Source organism: Xenorhabdus yunnanensis (assembly GCF_028598805.1).
GTDB classification, from domain to species: Bacteria; Pseudomonadota; Gammaproteobacteria; order Enterobacterales; family Enterobacteriaceae; genus Xenorhabdus; species Xenorhabdus yunnanensis.
In genome coordinates, this window is the sequence record NZ_JAQRFI010000017.1 from 52,942 (window position 1) to 70,778 (window position 17,837).

Genomic DNA, 17,837 nt, shown 5'->3' on the forward strand with positions numbered 1-17,837 from the left:
TTATATTTTAAACTCTGTCCAAACAGGGGCATGATCGGACGGTTTTTCCATGCTTCGAATAGCGTAATCAATACCAGAAGAGATGCATTTTTCTTCTAATGGTTGGCTGGCAAGCAGTAAATCAATGCGGAGTCCACGATTATCATCAAATCCTTTTGAACGATAGTCGAACCAAGAAAATTGGTCATTGACTTCGGGATGTTGTGCTCGGAATGTATCAATGAATCCCCAATTTTTCAGGCGTTCCATCCAGTCTCTTTCTTCGGGTAAGAAAGAACACTTTCCAGTTTTCAACCAGCGTTTTTGATTATTTTCTCCGATGCCAATATCAAGATCAGTTGGACTGATATTCATGTCTCCCATAATCAGAATATGCGATTCAGGAGAATGGTGAGTGTTTAGATAGGACTGTAGATCCTGATAAAATTTTTCTTTTGCAGGAAATTTAATCGGATGATCACGGCTTTCCCCTTGAGGAAAATAGCCATTGATTACAGTTAATAAACCAAGAGGTGTCTCGATATCGGCCATAATAATGCGGCGTTGTGCATCATTGTCATCAGTAGGAAAACCTTTACGGATATTTACTGGCTGTTGACGGATCAGCAGGGCGACACCGTAGTGTGATTTTTGACCATGATAAAAGACGTGATAACCTAATTTACTCACTTCTTCCAGAGGAAACATTTCATCATGGACTTTTATTTCTTGTAATCCGATAACATCAGGTTGGTGCTGTTCAACAATAGCAGCAAGTTGATGAGGGCGTGCTCTTAGCCCATTAATATTGAATGATATAAATTTCATATAGTTATAATCACCTATAGAATATTCTTGTTTTTTATGTTAGCAGATATAAATAAATATGTAACTATTTATTAAATAATAAATTTTACCAGACTATCTTTATAACTCGCTATTTTACTCCTATATATAATACTATATTGAGTATAATACTCTCGTTAGCCAAAATTTAGAGTGTCGAATCGTTTTTTAAATAATAAAAAAATACAGAATTAACAAGTGGTAAATTAATGTATATATTATAATCCACTAGTTATAGCGTGTTATATTTAATGCCTGATATTATAATTTCTGTGAGGATTTTTGTCCTTGAAATTTATTTTATGGCATGCGTTACAAAAATTAATTAATGAAAAAGTAGAAGAGTTAATCAATCTCTGATAGAAATTTGAACTTGTAGGCCATGGTTATATTTATTAATGGCTTATAATCACGATGGAATATTCATCATGATATGGGTGAATAATATAGTTCACCTAAACCGCATTATTGCATCAGGGACTGGCATTTTATATAAATGTCATTTGAAAAATATCTGTTTTTATTGTACAAAATTATACCTTCATAATATCAAGTTTGATTTAGCGGTTACCTGATGAGAAGGCCATTTCAAGGAAATTATTTTAGCCACAAGTTACATAGGAACGGTGAATTATGTTTTTTTCTCGTAAATTAGAAGCATTCATGGCGGTGGTGGAAATGGGTTCTTTAAGCAAGGCGGCAAGAGTGATGAACCGTACGACTCCCCCAGTCGCTAAATCAATTAAAGACTTTGAAGCGACGTTAGGAAAGCGCTTATTTAAAAGGGAGAAGTTTGGGATGATTCTGACCAAAGACGGAGTGGAGTTATATAATGACCTGAAAGAGCTCTATTTGAAAGAGAAAGAAATTACAAAGAAACACATCAGCGGGAGTATTTGTAATGTTGTAAATATATACCATGATTGGGGTAAGAAAAAGCATCTGATTTCGCTTTATAAAGCAGCGGACAGAAATAATGCTCAAGTTAATATATTACGCTTCAGTTATGATAACATTGATGAAATAGTTGACTATGAGGGCAATACAATAATTTTAAGTTCAGAAAAAGTACTTAGTGATCGATTCAGTCTTGTGCGGAAAATTAATGGACCAAATTTGGGGATCTGCTGCCGTAGAGAGTTATTGGATGAAGTAAATGGGGACTTTACTCAATTGTTGAAAAAGAGAACATGGTTATGTGACCCAGTACTCTATAAAGGCAATTTGATAAAGAGTTTGGAAGAGGAAATGGTAAAAAATGGAGAAAAAGTTAATATTCGTCAGATGGATAATATAGAATGTTGTCTCAATTTTATTCAGTCAAGTGATTATATTTTTATTACAGATTCCCACTCCGGTGCGTTGGAAGAGGGAGAAAGCCTAGGCTTCATTCCAATATCACGGCCTGATGCACTTAATCAGTGTTATGTCTACAAATCAAAATCTCATTCAAGCGTGTTAAATCGTTTTATCGACTCTGTCAGCGATATGGAATAACCGATTGCATAAGCGGAGCGAACTATCAGATCCCTTGCTCCGCTATTGGTACTTGCCCAACAAATGCATTAATTTTGAAAACATTGATTTGGTCGTTAATCTGAAGTGCTTTGTTGATCTGTTTTATTTCAAACATGTCTATTTTGAACAGGTTTTTTAAACAGATTTTTTAAACAAATAGCGATGAGCTTCGACGATTAATGTAAGCAATGAAGTAGCCATTTGTTGATTTTGTAATGCATTGAGAGCTTGGAATAGATTCTTGATAGTGGTGAGGAAGGGGAGTTCGTCATTTCGTTCCTCACCTTCGGTTTATGTAGGTATTGATTTATGCAGATGTTGGTTTATGTAGATATTGCACGTCTCGTCATTTCTCTGCACAAAGTTTTACACCCCGCCCACAGTTATGCTGAACGCATTAGCACTTTCCAAATCGATACATTCTACACGTTGTTACGTTATAACTTACTGTTTATAAACCATTAAAAGAATTTTCTTTTGATTTGGATGTAATGGAATGTAAATCTTTGATGGTGGTGGGGGAAGGATTCGAACCTTCGAAGTCTGTGACGGCAGATTTACAGTCTGCTCCCTTTGGCCGCTCGGGAACCCCACCAGATTTTTGAATTGTATGCTGTCGTTGTCAGCGGACGGCATAATATCAAATAAGCCGCCGCTGTAAAGTAGGTAATTGAAAATAAAGTATCGAGCGCTTGTTTTGTGAGCTCTGTGATCGGATTGTAACCTATTGGGTAATGCTATCAATAGGAACCCATCTATTATAGGTTACATTTTCTCCTATCAGGTATAGATGCAATACTTTATTATTTCATATCTTATCAAAGAATAACGGTACGGTTACCATATACAAAGACACGCTGAGAAAATACCCAGTGTAATGCTTGGCTCAACACATTTTTCTCAACATCTAGTCCTGCACGCATCATCTCTTCAGCTGTATAAGTATGATCCACATTTATTACATCTTGAGTGATGATTGGCCCTTCATCCAAATTGTCATTTACATAATGAGCCGTTGCGCCAATAATTTTCACACCACGCTCATAAGCCTGATGATAGGGGCGTGCACCGATGAATGCAGGTAAGAATGAGTGATGAATATTGATTATTTGATTCGGGTAATGCTGAACAAATGTTGGTGTTAAGACTCGCATATATTTAGCAAGCACAACATAGTCAGGTTTATATTGATCAATCTGAGCCATCAATGATTCATCATGTTGTTCGCGGGTTAATCCCTCATGACTGATGTAATGGAATGGAATATCAAACTGTTCAACCAGCTGTTGCAAGGTAGTATGATTGCCGATAACAGCTGCAATTTCGACATCCAGCCCGCCATAGACACTTTTGACTAAGATATCGCCAATGCAATGTGCTTCTTTTGTCACCATGATAACGATACGGCGTCGACCTGCTTTATTTAATTCACGGCTTGAACCCGTTGGCAGGGCGTCATCCAAATCGGCCAGAAGGGTTTCATCATTAAAAATACCTTCTAGCTCGGTACGCATAAAAAATCGTCCAGTACAATGATCAACAAATTCATTATTTTGAACGATGTTTAATTGATGTTTGTAACAAATATTTGTGATTTTTGCGATTAATCCTTTGGAATCAGGACAAATTGTACGCAAGATTTTTCTTTGCATGTTTGTGTTTTGCATGGATTACAAGATCCTTAAATATTTTTCACTGTGTGTGAATTGTTATGTTTAATATTTAGATACTGATTTAACCACAGCACTTCTTGTATTTTTTGCCTGAACCACATGGGCAAGGGCTGTTTCGGCCTACTTGAGGACGAATGCCATCTATATAAAACCAACATTGGTCAATGCGCAAAAAACGTGAGCGCTCATGAATCAATTGTCTATCTTGCTTTCCTTGTTCAATAAAGCAAGCTGAAAATTCGACATAGGCTTCGTTATTATGTTCTCCTTGATTAGTTTCGAGGATATTTAATCCCAGCCATTGTACACCAGCAAAACTTTGTTCTATTTCTGTACGCCAGTGTTCAGCCTCGCAATCTGGGTGCCAGGTAGCGATGAGATAATCTGCATTTTGTGTGACGTAAGCACTATATCTGGAACGCATTAAGGATTCAGCATTTGGGGCAGGATGATGGTTTCCAAGATAGGAGCTACAGCAAAGGGCGAAAGATGAGCCACTGCCGCAGGGACACATTTTTGTCAAAATAACTCCAGTTATTTAAAGTGATTGCTGTTAGTACCAGTGATCTTGCAAAGATATGAAGAGTATAAAAGAGTATAAATAGTACAGATCTATTAGGTTATCATCGATCGATGATACTCGAATATGGGCAAGAGCTGCAATGTTTGGTAAAGGCTGACGTTATGAAAAAGAATTGCGAGGAAAGAGAATATTAATTGTAGAAGATAAGCCAGTTTTTTGCTCTTCACTAACTGGCTATTTGAATTCATTGGGATAGAAAAATTCCCTTTAACATATTGAAGATAATTCCTTCAATAAATTTATCACTTTTAAGCCTTATTTTATGGTAATGCCTGATGTCTAATCATTGAAATGTGATTAGAAGCTAGCGCACTGTATATCTGGTCGAATTAACTGGTATACTTGTGCGCATTATTTTGTGCGGGTGCGATTTTCTTCACACATACAATTTTTCTGAGAGTTAATGCTATTGTTTAAGCTGTAAAGGAGTTTTTCAGTGAAAACATAGTAGTAGGAGACGATGTAATGTCAGTAATAAATAAAAAAGTAAAAAAAGCTGTTATACCCGTTGCTGGTTTGGGGACCCGGATGTTGCCAGCAACCAAAGCCATTCCGAAAGAAATGCTTCCCTTGGTAGATAAACCACTGATTCAATATGTCGTCAATGAATGTATCAAGGCTGGCATTAATGAGATCATTCTGGTCACACATTCATCCAAAAACTCGATAGAAAACCATTTTGATACTAGTTTTGAGTTGGAAGCGATTCTTGAGAAAAGAGTTAAGCGCCAATTATTGGACGAAATACAGTCTATCTGTCCAAATCATGTGACAATCATGCAAATCCGTCAAGGAATTGCAAAAGGATTGGGACATGCCGTGCTATGTGCTAAACCACTTATTGGTGATGAGCCGTTTGCTGTTATTCTGCCTGATGTCATTCTGGATGAGTACAGTACTGACCTATCAAAATATAATTTAAGCGAAATGTTGTCACGCTTTAACAGTACTGGCGCAAGCCAGCTCCTCGTTGAACCTGTTCCTGTGGAAAGTGTTTCGGATTATGGCATTGTTGATTGCTTGGGTGAGGATTTACAGCCTGGTGATAGTAAACCTATTGTCCGTGTTGTTGAAAAACCAAAACCAGAAGAAGCGCCATCGAATCTCTCCATTGTTGGTCGTTATGTATTATCCGAAAAAATCTGGCCATTATTGGCGAAAACTGCGCCAGGAGCAGGAGATGAAATACAACTGACAGATGCCATTGCCATGCTGATGGAAAAAGAGCCTGTTGAGGCTTATCACTTACAGGGCCGTAGCCATGATTGTGGCAATAAATTGGGCTACATGCAGGCATTTGTTGAATATGGCATGAAACATAATGAATTGGGCAAATCTTTCACAGATTGGATCATGGCCTTGCAAGATCAGATTGAAAAATAATCTACTAGTACTTTAAGGTGTGATATGAAAGTTACTGTATTTGGTATTGGCTACGTAGGATTAGTGCAAGCAACCGTATTTGCTGAAGTTGGACATGACGTACTTTGTGTTGATGTTGATGCAAAAAAAGTCGAAAACCTGAAAAATGGTCAAATTCCTATTTTTGAGCCGGGTTTGACGCCCTTAGTAAAGAAAAATCATGCTGAAGGACGGCTGAATTTTACAACGGATGCCAAAGCCGGTATTGCTCATGGCAAATTACAGTTTATTGCAGTAGGAACACCTCCTGATGAAGATGGCTCTGCTGATCTTAAGTATGTCACTGCTGTAGCCAGAACCATTGCGGAAAATATGGATGGTTATAAAGTCATTGTCGACAAATCAACTGTGCCAGTAGGTACGGCTGATAAAGTCAGAGCAGTGATGCAAGCAACATTGGCCGGGCGTAATATAGAGCTTCCGTTTGATGTTGTCTCTAATCCTGAGTTTTTGAAGGAAGGAGCCGCTGTTGCTGATTGTATGCGTCCTGAGCGCATTATTATTGGCTGTGATAATGACGATGTAGTTGATGTAATGCGTGAACTGTATGAGCCATTTAACCGCAATCATGATCGTATGATCGTCATGGATATTCGCAGTGCGGAGCTGACTAAATATGCTGCCAACTGCATGTTGGCGACAAAAATCAGTTTCATGAATGAAATTGCTAACTTGGCAGAAATGCTGGGAGCGGACATTGAAAATGTACGTCAGGGAATTGGTTCCGATTCACGAATCGGATATCACTTTATTTACCCTGGATGTGGATACGGCGGCTCATGTTTTCCTAAAGATGTTCAGGCATTGATCCAGACTTCTGAACAAATTGGATATACGCCAAAAATTCTTCAGGCAGTGGAACAGGTTAACGAGAAACAGAAAAGCAAATTACCTACTTTTGTAAAACGCCATTTTGGTAATGATTTATCAAGCAAAACATTTGCTATTTGGGGACTGTCATTTAAGCCTAATACAGATGATATGCGTGAGGCATCAAGCTGTGTATTGATGGAAACGTTATGGGAATGTGGTGCCAAAGTTCAGGCGTATGATCCTGAAGCTATGCAGGAGGCTCAGCGTATTTATGGGCAGCGTGATAATCTCTCTTTAATGGGAACAAAAGAAGCGGCACTAAAAGGTGCTGATGCTTTGATTATCTGTACAGAATGGCAAAATTTCAGAGCACCTGATTTTGATGTGATTAAGGATTCATTAAAAACTCCTGTAATTTTTGATGGACGCAATCTTTATGATCCAGAACGCCTGCAATCACGTGGTTTTATATACTATGGCATTGGCCGTGGCGCCTCAATCAATCCAGTCATTTGAGTCAATATATGAAATTTTTAGTTACAGGTTCTGCTGGTTTTATTGGTTTTCATGTTAGTCAGCGGTTATTGAATATGGGGCATGAAGTTGTCGGTATTGATAACCTCAATGATTATTATGACGTTAATTTGAAACGGGCGAGATTAAATTTATTACTCCCTCATTCAAATTTTAAATTTGAGAAATTAGATCTGGCTGACAGAGTTGCAATACCTGAATTGTTTGCTAAACATCAATTTCAGCGGGTGATCCATTTAGGCGCTCAGCCAGGTGTACGTTATTCAATAGAAAACCCAATGGCATATATAGATGCCAATATCATCGGTCATATCAATATTCTTGAAGGTTGCCGCCATCATTGTGTAGAACATCTATTATATGCCTCTTCCAGTTCAGTATATGGCTTAAATAAAAAGCAACCTTTTTCTACAGATGACTCTGTTGATCATCCTGTTTCTTTATATGCAGCAACGAAAAAAGCTGATGAGTTAATGTCTCACAGCTATTCACACCTTTATCAACTGCCCACAACAGGATTGAGATTTTTTACCGTATATGGTCCATGGGGACGCCCTGATATGGCTTTATTTAAATTCACTAAAACTATGTTAGAAGGTAAGTCGATTGATGTTTATAATCATGGCAATATGGTGAGAGATTTCACATATATTGATGACATTGTTGAATCTATAATCAGATTGCAGGATATCATTCCTACTTCAAATAAAGATTGGTTAGTTGAAGATGGGCAGATATCTGCCAGCTCTGCGCCATATCGAGTTTACAATATCGGTAATGGTCAGCCGACAAAACTGGGTGATTTTATTGAAGCTATTGAGGTCTCATTAGGGATTGAGGCAAAGAAAAATTTTATGGAAATTCAAGATGGCGATGTATTATCAACGTGTGCAGATTCAAGCGCACTTTTCAATAAGATTGGCTTTTCGCCTAATACTCCGGTAAAGGAAGGGGTGAAACGGTTTGTAGATTGGTATTTGGGCTTTTATCAGAAGCAGGTACAGTGAAAATAGAAAAAGGAGCAATTAGCTCCTTTTTTATAAGATTATGTTAATAAAAAACTAAGTTAGTGTTAAATTTTTTTATCACATCGAGAATATTAAGACGGCTTAGTCATTAATATAACTCTTCGCGTTCCTACATCAGCCCGTAATTAACCTAGTTAGTTATATTTATCATAAAACAAAAATACCCTTGATAGGGTATTTTTGTCATTAAGTTCACAAAACAACTGATTAGATTAAGAAATCTTCCAGTTTTTTGCCTTCTTCATCAATTGCTTTTTTGATTACAGCTGGTGTACGGCCTTGGCCAGTCCAGGTTTTAATTTCACCTTCATCAACGTATGAATATTTAGCTGGACGTGCAGCACGTTTAGATTTACCAGTAGCTTTACCACTTAAAGCATCTACTAAATCGCTTAATTCAATACCGTCTTTCTCCAGCATTTCACGGTATTCTTGAAGTTTACGTGTACGCTCTTCTATTTGTGCACGAGCCTGACTGTCTTCATCGCGACGTTCTTCAACAACAGTTGTAAGTTTTTCCAGCATTTCTTCTAAAGTACTAAGTTCACATTCTCTAGCTTGCGCGCGCAAGGTACGGATGTTATTTAAAGATTTTAAATTCTCGCTCATTGTCCTGGTCTCAAATTATAATGATGATGGCTGATGTAGGGATAATAATAGAATGCTATTTTATTTTCTGCAATAGTGAATTTACTTTCTCAGACTAAAACATGTCATTTTAAAATGCAATTTTTTTGATAATCGATATATTGTGTTTTAATTCTGCTATTGAGCTTACCATTTTTCAATAAGTATGAAGAAGGATTACTGTAAAGTTTAGTAAGGGAGAAATCATGAGGTATAAAACTAATTTATAGTCAATTCGTAAGTAATGTTAATTGTTTTGCTATGAATAAGCTGAAGAGCAAGAGTGGGAAGGAAGTTTTTTTATGTATAATCCATTGGTTATGATTAAGGTGTGTGAATTGAACAAAAGTAAACCACCATGATTATTAATATTCAAATGATGGGAATGAAATAACGATTTACTTTTGATGTTGACTTTGTTCATTTGGCACGCAGTAAATACTTATAGTGTTGATTTTATATACGCAAATGTGATAATTCTCATGAAAATAATCTCTTCTTATTCATTCTAATTCGTTTCTGCTACTCCATATTTGACAATAACAAGGATAATCTCGTTCAGAGTTTGTGATAAACTAACGCTGATATATCACCTGATTAAATTTGACAAGAGGATGGACGGGCCAATGGCTCAGCTTTATTTTTATTATTCTGCCATGAACGCAGGGAAATCAACTTCCTTATTACAATCTTCCTATAACTATAACGAAAGAGGAATGAGAACGCTGATCTTTACAGCGGAAATCGATACTCGATTCGGTAAAGGAAAGGTCAGTTCCCGTATTGGCTTATCCGCTGAAGCTTTGTTGTTTTCACCAAAAACAAATATTGCTGAGCTTATCAGAAGTGAAAATGAGGCAGAAAAAGTTCATTGCGTTTTGATTGATGAATGCCAATTCTTGACGAAAGAACATGTCGAACAACTTTGTGAAATTGTAGATTATGATGATATCCCTGTTCTTTGTTATGGTTTGAGGACCGATTTTCAAGGTGAGTTATTTAGTGGAAGTGAATATCTTCTCGCGTGGTCAGATAAATTGGTGGAGCTGAAAACAATTTGTCATTGTGGGAGAAAAGCTAGCCGTGTGCTCCGTTTTGGCAGCGATGGTGGTGTTGTTTACGATGGGGCTCAGGTAGATATCGGCGGTAATGAAAAATACATATCTGTGTGTCGTAGGCACTATACTGACGTTATTCATGAAGCTAAGGCAAAAAAGATCTAATACGCCACCAATTGTAATCGAGTGGTATAAAATTATTACGCTAAGAAATAGGCTAAGAAATAATAGGTTAGAAAATAAAATAATAAAAGGCGTTGGATTGCTCCAACGCCTTTTAAGTTTTATCAATCAGCCTATAATTTCTTATTATTTTTTCTATTTGCTTTTGCTGCTTCCTTAGATCTGACCTGTTCTGTGAATTCACAGCCATAAAAAGAATCTAACAACAGTTGTTTCAGTTCAGAAATTAATGGATAACGTGGGTTAGCACCGGTGCATTGATCATCAAATGCATCTTCTGCGAGTTTATCGATTTTAGCCAGGAAGTCAGCTTCTTGCACACCTGTCTCACGAATTGAAGCTGGGATGTCTAGTTGAGATTTCATTTCTTCTAGCCAAGCCAATAGTTTTTCAATTTTGACAGCGGTACGATCACTTGATGCGGTTAACCCCAAATGGTCTGCAATTTCTGCATAGCGACGTCGCGCTTGTGGGCGGTCATATTGGCTGAATGCAGTTTGTTTTGTCGGGTTATCGTTAGCGTTGTAGCGAATCACGTTACAGATTAATAGCGCATTAGCTAAACCATGTGGGATATGAAACTCAGAGCCCAGTTTATGGGCCATGGAGTGACATACTCCTAAGAATGCATTGGCAAAGGCAATACCAGCTATGGTGGCTGCATTATGAACACGTTCGCGGGCAACGGGATTCTTTGCGCCTTCGTGATAACTGGCAGGTAGAAAATCTTTCAGTAGCTTTAATGCTTGCAATGCCTGACCATCAGAATACTCATTGGCTAAAACAGAAACATAGGCTTCCAGTGCGTGGGTCACTGCATCCAGACCACCAAAGGCACTTAGAGATTTTGGCATATTCATAACCAGGTTTGCGTCGACAATCGCCATATCGGGGGTCAGTGCGTAGTCTGCCAAAGGATATTTCTGTCCGGTTATGTCATCGGTTACAACCGCAAAAGGTGTTACTTCTGAACCTGTACCTGATGTGGTGGTAATGGCAACCATTTTAGCTTTCACACCCATTTTCGGGAATTTATAGATACGTTTGCGGATATCCATAAATCGCAAAGCCAGTTCCTCAAAATGTGTTTCGGGATGCTCATACATCACCCACATAATTTTGGCAGCATCCATGGGGGAACCACCACCAAGGGCAATGATGACATCAGGTTTAAACAGATGCATTTGTTCAGCGCCTTTGCGGACGATGCTCAATGTTGGATCTGCTTCGACTTCAAAGAACACTTCGGTTTCAATGCCATAAGGTTTCAAGACATTAATAACCTGATCGGCATAGCCGTTATTGAATAAAAAACGGTCGGTTACAATAAAGGCGCGTTTAGTACCATCGGTAGCGACTTCTTCCAATGCGATAGGCAAAGAACCGCGTCGGAAATAGATTGATTTTGGAAGTTTGTGCCACAACATATTTTCGGCTCTTTTGGCGACGGTTTTCGTATTGATCAGGTGTTTTGGTCCAACGTTTTCAGAAATAGAATTCCCCCCCCAAGAACCACAACCCAGTGTCAGAGAAGGGGACAGCTTAAAGTTATACAAGTCGCCAATACCGCCTTGAGATGCAGGCGTGTTGATCAAAATACGTGCTGTTTTCATTTTGTCGCCAAAATATTTAATGCGTTCCTCCTGATTATCTTGTTCGGTATAGAGGCATGCAGTGTGCCCAATACCTCCCATCTCAACCAGTTTCTCGGCTTTTTCAACAGCATCTTCAAAGTTCTTTCCTCGGTACATGGCAAGCAGTGGTGATAATTTTTCATGGGCAAAGGGTTCTGCTACATCTACCAGAATAACTTCACCGATAAGAATTTTAGTATTTTCAGGTACATCGATATCGGCCATTTCAGCAATTTTTGTTGCTGGCTGACCAACAATTGCTGCATTTAAGTTGCCATTTTTCAAAATAACGTCTTGAACGGCTTTTAGCTCTTTGCCCTGGAGAAGATATCCACCGTGAGTTGAAAATCGTTCACGGACTTGCTCATACACCGAATCAACGACGATGACTGATTGTTCTGAAGCACAAATCACGCCATTATCAAACGTTTTAGACATCAGGATGGATGCGACGGCGCGTTTGATATCTGCTGATTCGTCAATCACGACAGGGGTATTACCAGCACCAACACCAATCGCGGGTTTGCCTGAGCTATAGGCAGCTTTTACCATGCCTGGGCCACCTGTTGCCAAAATGAGATTAATATCAGGGTGGTGCATTAGGGCATTTGAAAGCTCAACGGAAGGTTCATCTATCCAACCAATGATATCCTTTGGTGCGCCTGCTTCAATCGCTGCGTTTAAGACGATTTCAGCTGCTTTATTAGTTGCTTTTTTGGCGCGTGGATGAGGAGAGAAAATAATACCATTACGGGTTTTCAGGCTGATAAGCGCTTTGAAAATTGCAGTAGATGTTGGGTTTGTTGTTGGAACAATACCGCAAATTAAGCCAATAGGTTCAGCAATAGTAATGGTACCGAAAGTATTATCTTCAGATAAGATACCGCAAGTTTTATCGTCTTTATAAGCGTTATAGATATATTCAGAAGCAAAGTGGTTTTTAATCACCTTGTCTTCCACAATTCCCATGCCAGATTCAGATACAGCTAATTTAGCCAATGGAATACGGGCATCAGCAGCAGCAAGAGCAGCAGCTCGGAAAATTCGGTCAACTTGCTCTTGAGAAAAATTAGCAAATTCATGTTGGGCTTTTTTTACGCGAGCAACTAATTCATTGAGTTCTGAGATCTGAGTTACAGCCATAAAAATTACTCCTGATAAATGTTAAATTTTTTAAGGTAATTAGCTGCAAGATGATTAAATTATCAAATAATATTATGAGATTAATCGTTTGGATTTAATCGTGAATACCGCTAATTACCTTAAAAAATTGCTTAACAAAATAATTGATATAGGAATAGTTTTTTCCTTGAAATTTTAGGTTGAATCCAGCTTACCATTTATAGACTTTTGTATTGTGATTTAGATCATGAAAACATTAAGCTGACTCAATTCAGCTGTTGTGTTTGGAACACTGAATTGAGTTGATATTTGGGTGGTTTTAAATGTTTCCTTAACTCTAAAGATACACTTTGTTAACTTTGTCTTATTATAGGCAAATTGTTATTCCTTGGCAGGAATTATCGGATTAATTGATTTAACGTAACGAAATAGCCTTGATGTACTGTATTTTTTAGGTGTTGCTCCACATTTTTTATTTGCATGAAAGGGGCTAATTGTGGGTGAATCATTACTGGGGCTTTCTGGATATATTAAATTTTTGGGGTTGTTTGCTTTAGTAAATTCGGTCGGTGTCTTACCTGTTTTCATTAGTATGACGAATTACCAAACAATACAAGGGCGTCATAAAACCAATCTTATGGCAAATTTATCTGTTGCCATCATCTTATGCCTTTCATTATTGGTTGGTGATTTGATCCTTTATGTGTTTGGGTATGGTTAGAGCCACGATTACTGTGATATAGCAAAGATAACTTATGTATTTATTTAACCCATTAATGTAATGAGATGAAATTTTATACTCAAGATGAGAGTGTATTAAACAAATTTTAACTAATAAATAACCAATTAAAGTGTGATTGGTCAATAACATCATTTCTGCGTAATTGCCTTGTTTCCTTGAAATCATTGTTTATATTTTATTCCTTTTTAGTCTGTATTTTTCTCAAAATAATACTGTGATTTTTCACACTATTTTGCTTTTCATAATCTTATCTGGTTGGTGGCTTGTTTCACTGTTTTGTGATGAAGGCGAAGTTTCACTCTGCAGTGATTGCATTTTGTTAAAATAATGTTTATTTTCTATTTCAATGGGATTTTATGAATCTCACCTTGAGATAACAGAATAAAATCTATTGCTATCACCACCTTACATTAATTATATGAATGGATTATATACAAGGGTAATGAATTATCTTAATGTTTTAATAAATTTATTATAAAAACTATATAACAATTATTATGTGGTCATAGTTTTTTAGTGATGTTAATTACCATTTGTTAACGTGATAAGTAAATTATTGGAGTTAGTAGATTTATAATTTGGAGCGAAAAAGAAAAATGAGAAAAAAAACATCAAAGTTGGGTCAGTTGATTTCGAGTATCGTTTTATTATCTTTTCCTGCTGTACAAGGCATTGCTGCGACTATTCCCGCAGGAGTGACACTCGCCGAAAAACAAGAAATCACCGTTAACAATGGGGTTGAAGTCACTTCATTGGATCCGCATAAAGTTGAAGGTCATCCAGAAACTGCCATTATCCGCAATTTGTTGGAAGGGTTGGTAACTACCGGGCCAAATGGCGAAACTGTACCTGGTGTGGCAGAAAGATGGGAAAATGAAGGTTATAAAGTATGGACATTCTATTTGCGTGACGATGCCAAATGGAATGATGGTAAGCCTGTTACTGCGCAGGATTTTGTCTACAGTTGGCGTCGTCTCTCCGATCCAAGCACAGGGTCGCCCTATACCAGTTATTTACAATATGCCTATGTTCAGAATGTTGACGATATTCTGAAAGGCATCAAGTCACCAGAACAACTGGGCGTTAAAGCACTGGATAAGCGCCGTTTTCAAATCACACTTAGTCAGCCGGTTCCTTATCTGGTTGATATGTTGAGCCATACAGCAGTAAAACCCGTCAGACAGGATGTTGTTGAAAAATGGGATAATAAGTGGACATTGCCAGAAAATTATATTGGTAATGGAGCTTATGTATTGAAAGATTGGGTGGTCAATGAGCGAATTATTCTAACGCGTAATTCTCAGTACTGGAATAATAAAGAAACCATCATTGAAAAAGGCACTTTCCTGCCTATTGTCTCAGGAGTTAGTGATGTTAACCGTTATCGTAGCGGGGAAGTTGATATTACTGACAGTGCCATTCCTCCTGAGCTGCACAAAAAAATGAAACGGGATATTCCTGATCAATTAAAAATTTCATCTTATCTGTGCACGTTCTACTACGAAATCAATAACCAGAAACCGCTGTTTAAAGATAAGCGGGTACGTGAAGCCATAAAACTGAGTCTTGATCGGGATATTATCACGGAAAGAATTATGGGGCAGGGGCAAATCCCCGCGTATGGATTTACTCCAACTTATATTGGTGGCGGTTTGACCCTCAATCCAAAATGGGCAGGTTGGACACAAGAACAGCGTAATCAACGGGCAAGGGAATTGTTGAGAGAAGCTGGTTTTGATGCCAGTAATCCTCTTACATTCGCTTTGTTGTACAACACATCAGAACAAAATAAACAACAAGCCATCGCTGCGGCTTCTATGTGGCAAAAAAATATTGGTGCGAAGGTCACTTTGCAAAATCAGGAGTGGAAAACCTCTCTCCAGAACCGCCATCAAGGAAATTATGATGTCGCGAGAGCGACATGGTGTGGCGATTATAATGAACCCTCTTCTTTCTTGAATATGTTGTCGTCGAGTAGCAGCAACAATACCACGTTCTATCAAAGCACCGCTTTCGATAATTATCTTAATCAGGCACTTACTGCTAAAGACGACGCTACACGTAAGGAGCTTTATCAGTTGGCTGAAGCTCAGCTTGATAAAGATTCAGGATTAATACCGGTTTATTACCGTGTCAGTGTGCGCCTCATTCGTCCGACGGTTGGGGGAATAACAGGAAAAGATCCACTGGATTATGTCGACTTAAAAAATTTATACATTAAAAAGGTGAATAATTGATTGTCATTACAAAGTATTGTCTTGCTGTAAACGAAATGGTTATTTTTGCACACGGATAATAACCATCCCAATGTGTGGATATGACTTTAATGGGTCAGATGATTTCAAGTGGAGTAAGAAGATGATAAACACAACAAAGAAAAAACTTGCTATTGGCATTACGGTAGCTCTGGGCATGATGATGGGGCAGTCCTTTGCAGCGCAAGTGCCCACTGGCGTGCAACTTGCTGACGCTGCAAAACAGGTGTTGGTTCGTAATAATGGCTCTGAACCCCAATCATTGGATCCGCATAAAATTGAAGGTGTGCCTGAATCTAACATCGCACGTGATTTGTTTGAAACTCTGGTGATCAATGACCCTGACGGTAAAATTATACCGGGAGTTGCAGAAAGTTGGGAAAATAAGGATTTTAAGGTTTGGACGTTCCATCTGCGTAAAGATGCAAAATGGTCTAATGGTGACCCTGTCACTGCACAGGATTTTGTTTACAGCTGGCGTCGTGTAACAGATCCAAATACCGCATCCCCTTATGCAAGTTTTCTTCAATATGCTCATATTCTTAATGTTGACGATATCATCAGAGGTAAACAAAAGCCGGAAACATTGGGTGTCAAAGCATTGGATGATCATACGTTAGAATTAACACTCAGCGAACCTGTGCCTTATCTAGTCAGATTGCTTGTTCATACAAGTACATCACCAGTCCATCGTGGAACCGTAGAAAAATACGGTGAGAGATGGACACAACCACAAAATTTTGTTGGCAATGGCGCTTATAAATTGAAGAGTTGGGTAATCAATGAACGCCTTATCTTCGAACGTAGTCCGACTTATTGGGATAATAAAAATACAATCATTAATCAAGTTACTGTGCTGCCTATTTCCTCTGAAGTCACTGACGTTAACCGCTATCGGGCTGGCGAAATTGAGATGAGCTATGACAACTTACCGATTGAATTATTCCAAAAATTGAAAAAAGAGATCCCTGAACAATTACGTATTAACCCGAAATTGTGCACTTACTACTACGAAATTAATAATGAAAGGCCACCATTTAACGACCCACGAGTACGTACAGCACTGAAGCTGGGTATGGATAGGGATCTTATGACTAATAAGGTGAAAAATCAGGGGGATATACCAGCTTATGGATATACACCACCCTATATCGCCGATTTTAAAGATGAAAAACCAGACTGGTATGCTAAATTGAATCAGCAGCAGCGTAATGAAGAAGCGAAAAAACTTTTAGCTGAGGCTGGATTTACTAAAGATAATCCCCTGAAAATTAAACTACTGTACAACACTTCCGATCTGCATAAAAAATTAGCCATTGCCGCAGCTTCCATTTGGAAAAAGAATATCGGTATTGATGTTTCCCTCGAAAATCAGGAATGGAAAACTTTCCTTGATTCCCGTCATCAGGGTAATTATGACATTGCCCGTGCTGGATGGTGTGCTGATTATAACGAAGCCTCTACCTTCCTAAATCCCATGTTATCCGATAGTAGTAACAATACTTCTCACTATAAGAGCAAAGAATTTGATGCATTAATGAAACAATCACTCCAAGTAAAAACTGATGAAGAACGAGCTGAAGTTTATGCCAAAGCTAATGCTCAATTGGATAAAGATTCTGCGATTGTTCCAATCTATTACTATACAAATACTCGTTTACTAAAACCTTATATTGGTGGTTATACCGGAAAGGATCCATTAGATAATTTCCATACCAAAGATCTATACATAATAAAACATTAGGAATTAGTGGATGATCCGCTTGGGTCATCCGCTTGTCAGATAATTAAAAGCCATGGTTTGGCTAAACAATAGGAAC

12 protein-coding genes, 1 tRNA gene and 1 pseudogene are annotated in these 17,837 nt (G+C 38.1%); 8 read left to right on the forward strand and 6 right to left on the reverse strand.

Annotation, left to right across the window (positions count from 1 at the left end; translation table 11 throughout):
• Window positions 1–807, reverse strand: a complete 807-nt coding sequence (xthA, locus tag PSI23_RS09290) for an exodeoxyribonuclease III (RefSeq protein WP_273554826.1) — start codon at window positions 805–807, stop codon at window positions 1–3.
• A 651-nt stretch (window positions 808–1,458) separates the two neighbouring features.
• Between xthA and PSI23_RS09295 the strand changes: the two genes are divergently transcribed.
• Window positions 1,459–2,322, forward strand: coding sequence for a helix-turn-helix domain-containing protein (locus PSI23_RS09295; RefSeq protein WP_273554827.1), 864 nt, complete (start codon window positions 1,459–1,461; stop codon window positions 2,320–2,322).
• Between the two features lie 531 nt (window positions 2,323–2,853).
• Here the strand turns inward: PSI23_RS09295 and PSI23_RS09300 are convergent.
• The 3 genes from PSI23_RS09300 to PSI23_RS09310 form a co-directional block, all read right to left on the reverse strand.
• Window positions 2,854–2,938, reverse strand: a tRNA-Tyr gene (locus PSI23_RS09300).
• Between the two features lie 223 nt (window positions 2,939–3,161).
• The gene (gene purU / locus PSI23_RS09305) at window positions 3,162–4,010 is read right to left on the reverse strand and encodes a formyltetrahydrofolate deformylase (RefSeq protein WP_273554828.1); all 849 of its coding nucleotides are present in this window, start codon (window positions 4,008–4,010) and stop codon (window positions 3,162–3,164) included.
• Window positions 4,011–4,077: 67 nt separating this feature from the next.
• A complete protein-coding gene (locus PSI23_RS09310) occupies window positions 4,078–4,539 on the reverse strand; it encodes a YchJ family protein (RefSeq protein WP_273554829.1) in 462 nt (153 codons plus the stop codon).
• Between the two features lie 525 nt (window positions 4,540–5,064).
• Here PSI23_RS09310 and galU point away from each other — a divergent pair.
• From galU to PSI23_RS09325, 3 genes are read left to right on the forward strand one after another with little or no spacing between them, the layout of a single operon-like run.
• The gene (gene galU / locus PSI23_RS09315; RefSeq protein WP_273554830.1) at window positions 5,065–5,982 is read left to right on the forward strand and encodes a UTP--glucose-1-phosphate uridylyltransferase GalU; all 918 of its coding nucleotides are present in this window, start codon (window positions 5,065–5,067) and stop codon (window positions 5,980–5,982) included.
• A gap of 24 nt (window positions 5,983–6,006) precedes the next feature.
• On the forward strand, window positions 6,007–7,350 hold the full coding sequence (locus tag PSI23_RS09320; RefSeq protein ID WP_273554831.1) for a UDP-glucose dehydrogenase family protein: 1,344 nt from the start codon (window positions 6,007–6,009) through the stop codon (window positions 7,348–7,350).
• Between the two features lie 8 nt (window positions 7,351–7,358).
• Window positions 7,359–8,375 carry an NAD-dependent epimerase gene (locus tag PSI23_RS09325; protein ID WP_273554832.1) on the forward strand — a complete coding sequence of 339 codons (1,017 nt, stop codon included), beginning with the start codon at window positions 7,359–7,361 and terminating at the stop codon, window positions 8,373–8,375.
• A 228-nt stretch (window positions 8,376–8,603) separates the two neighbouring features.
• On the opposite strand, the gene hns is transcribed toward PSI23_RS09325, so the two are convergent.
• The gene (hns, locus tag PSI23_RS09330) at window positions 8,604–9,005 is read right to left on the reverse strand and encodes a histone-like nucleoid-structuring protein H-NS (RefSeq protein ID WP_273554833.1); all 402 of its coding nucleotides are present in this window, start codon (window positions 9,003–9,005) and stop codon (window positions 8,604–8,606) included.
• Window positions 9,006–9,649: 644 nt separating this feature from the next.
• Here hns and PSI23_RS09335 point away from each other — a divergent pair.
• A complete protein-coding gene (locus PSI23_RS09335; protein WP_273554834.1) occupies window positions 9,650–10,246 on the forward strand; it encodes a thymidine kinase in 597 nt (198 codons plus the stop codon).
• Between the two features lie 131 nt (window positions 10,247–10,377).
• On the opposite strand, the gene adhE is transcribed toward PSI23_RS09335, so the two are convergent.
• Window positions 10,378–13,041 carry a bifunctional acetaldehyde-CoA/alcohol dehydrogenase gene (gene adhE / locus PSI23_RS09340; RefSeq protein WP_273554835.1) on the reverse strand — a complete coding sequence of 888 codons (2,664 nt, stop codon included), beginning with the start codon at window positions 13,039–13,041 and terminating at the stop codon, window positions 10,378–10,380.
• Between the two features lie 475 nt (window positions 13,042–13,516).
• Here adhE and PSI23_RS09345 point away from each other — a divergent pair.
• The 3 genes and pseudogenes from PSI23_RS09345 to oppA all read left to right on the forward strand — a co-directional run.
• Window positions 13,517–13,732: pseudogene (locus PSI23_RS09345) on the forward strand (MarC family protein); the annotation flags it as partial.
• 626 nt (window positions 13,733–14,358) lie between these two features.
• A complete protein-coding gene (locus PSI23_RS09350) occupies window positions 14,359–15,999 on the forward strand; it encodes an ABC transporter substrate-binding protein (protein ID WP_273554836.1) in 1,641 nt (546 codons plus the stop codon).
• A 121-nt stretch (window positions 16,000–16,120) separates the two neighbouring features.
• Window positions 16,121–17,761, forward strand: coding sequence for an oligopeptide ABC transporter substrate-binding protein OppA (oppA, locus tag PSI23_RS09355; RefSeq protein ID WP_273554837.1), 1,641 nt, complete (start codon window positions 16,121–16,123; stop codon window positions 17,759–17,761).
• Window positions 17,762–17,837 lie beyond the last annotated feature (76 nt).

Coding starts and splice junctions, on each gene's coding strand:
- PSI23_RS09350 (WP_273554836.1), top strand. CDS start 14,359: ATGAGAAAAAAAACATCAAAGTTGGGTCAGTTGATTTCGAGTATCGTT.
- purU (WP_273554828.1), bottom strand. CDS start 4,010: ATGCAAAACACAAACATGCAAAGAAAAATCTTGCGTACAATTTGTCCT.
- hns (WP_273554833.1), bottom strand. CDS start 9,005: ATGAGCGAGAATTTAAAATCTTTAAATAACATCCGTACCTTGCGCGCG.
- PSI23_RS09320 (WP_273554831.1), top strand. CDS start 6,007: ATGAAAGTTACTGTATTTGGTATTGGCTACGTAGGATTAGTGCAAGCA.
- PSI23_RS09295 (WP_273554827.1), top strand. CDS start 1,459: ATGTTTTTTTCTCGTAAATTAGAAGCATTCATGGCGGTGGTGGAAATG.
- xthA (WP_273554826.1), bottom strand. CDS start 807: ATGAAATTTATATCATTCAATATTAATGGGCTAAGAGCACGCCCTCAT.
- adhE (WP_273554835.1), bottom strand. CDS start 13,041: ATGGCTGTAACTCAGATCTCAGAACTCAATGAATTAGTTGCTCGCGTA.
- PSI23_RS09325 (WP_273554832.1), top strand. CDS start 7,359: ATGAAATTTTTAGTTACAGGTTCTGCTGGTTTTATTGGTTTTCATGTT.
- galU (WP_273554830.1), top strand. CDS start 5,065: ATGTCAGTAATAAATAAAAAAGTAAAAAAAGCTGTTATACCCGTTGCT.
- oppA (WP_273554837.1), top strand. CDS start 16,121: ATGATAAACACAACAAAGAAAAAACTTGCTATTGGCATTACGGTAGCT.
- PSI23_RS09335 (WP_273554834.1), top strand. CDS start 9,650: ATGGCTCAGCTTTATTTTTATTATTCTGCCATGAACGCAGGGAAATCA.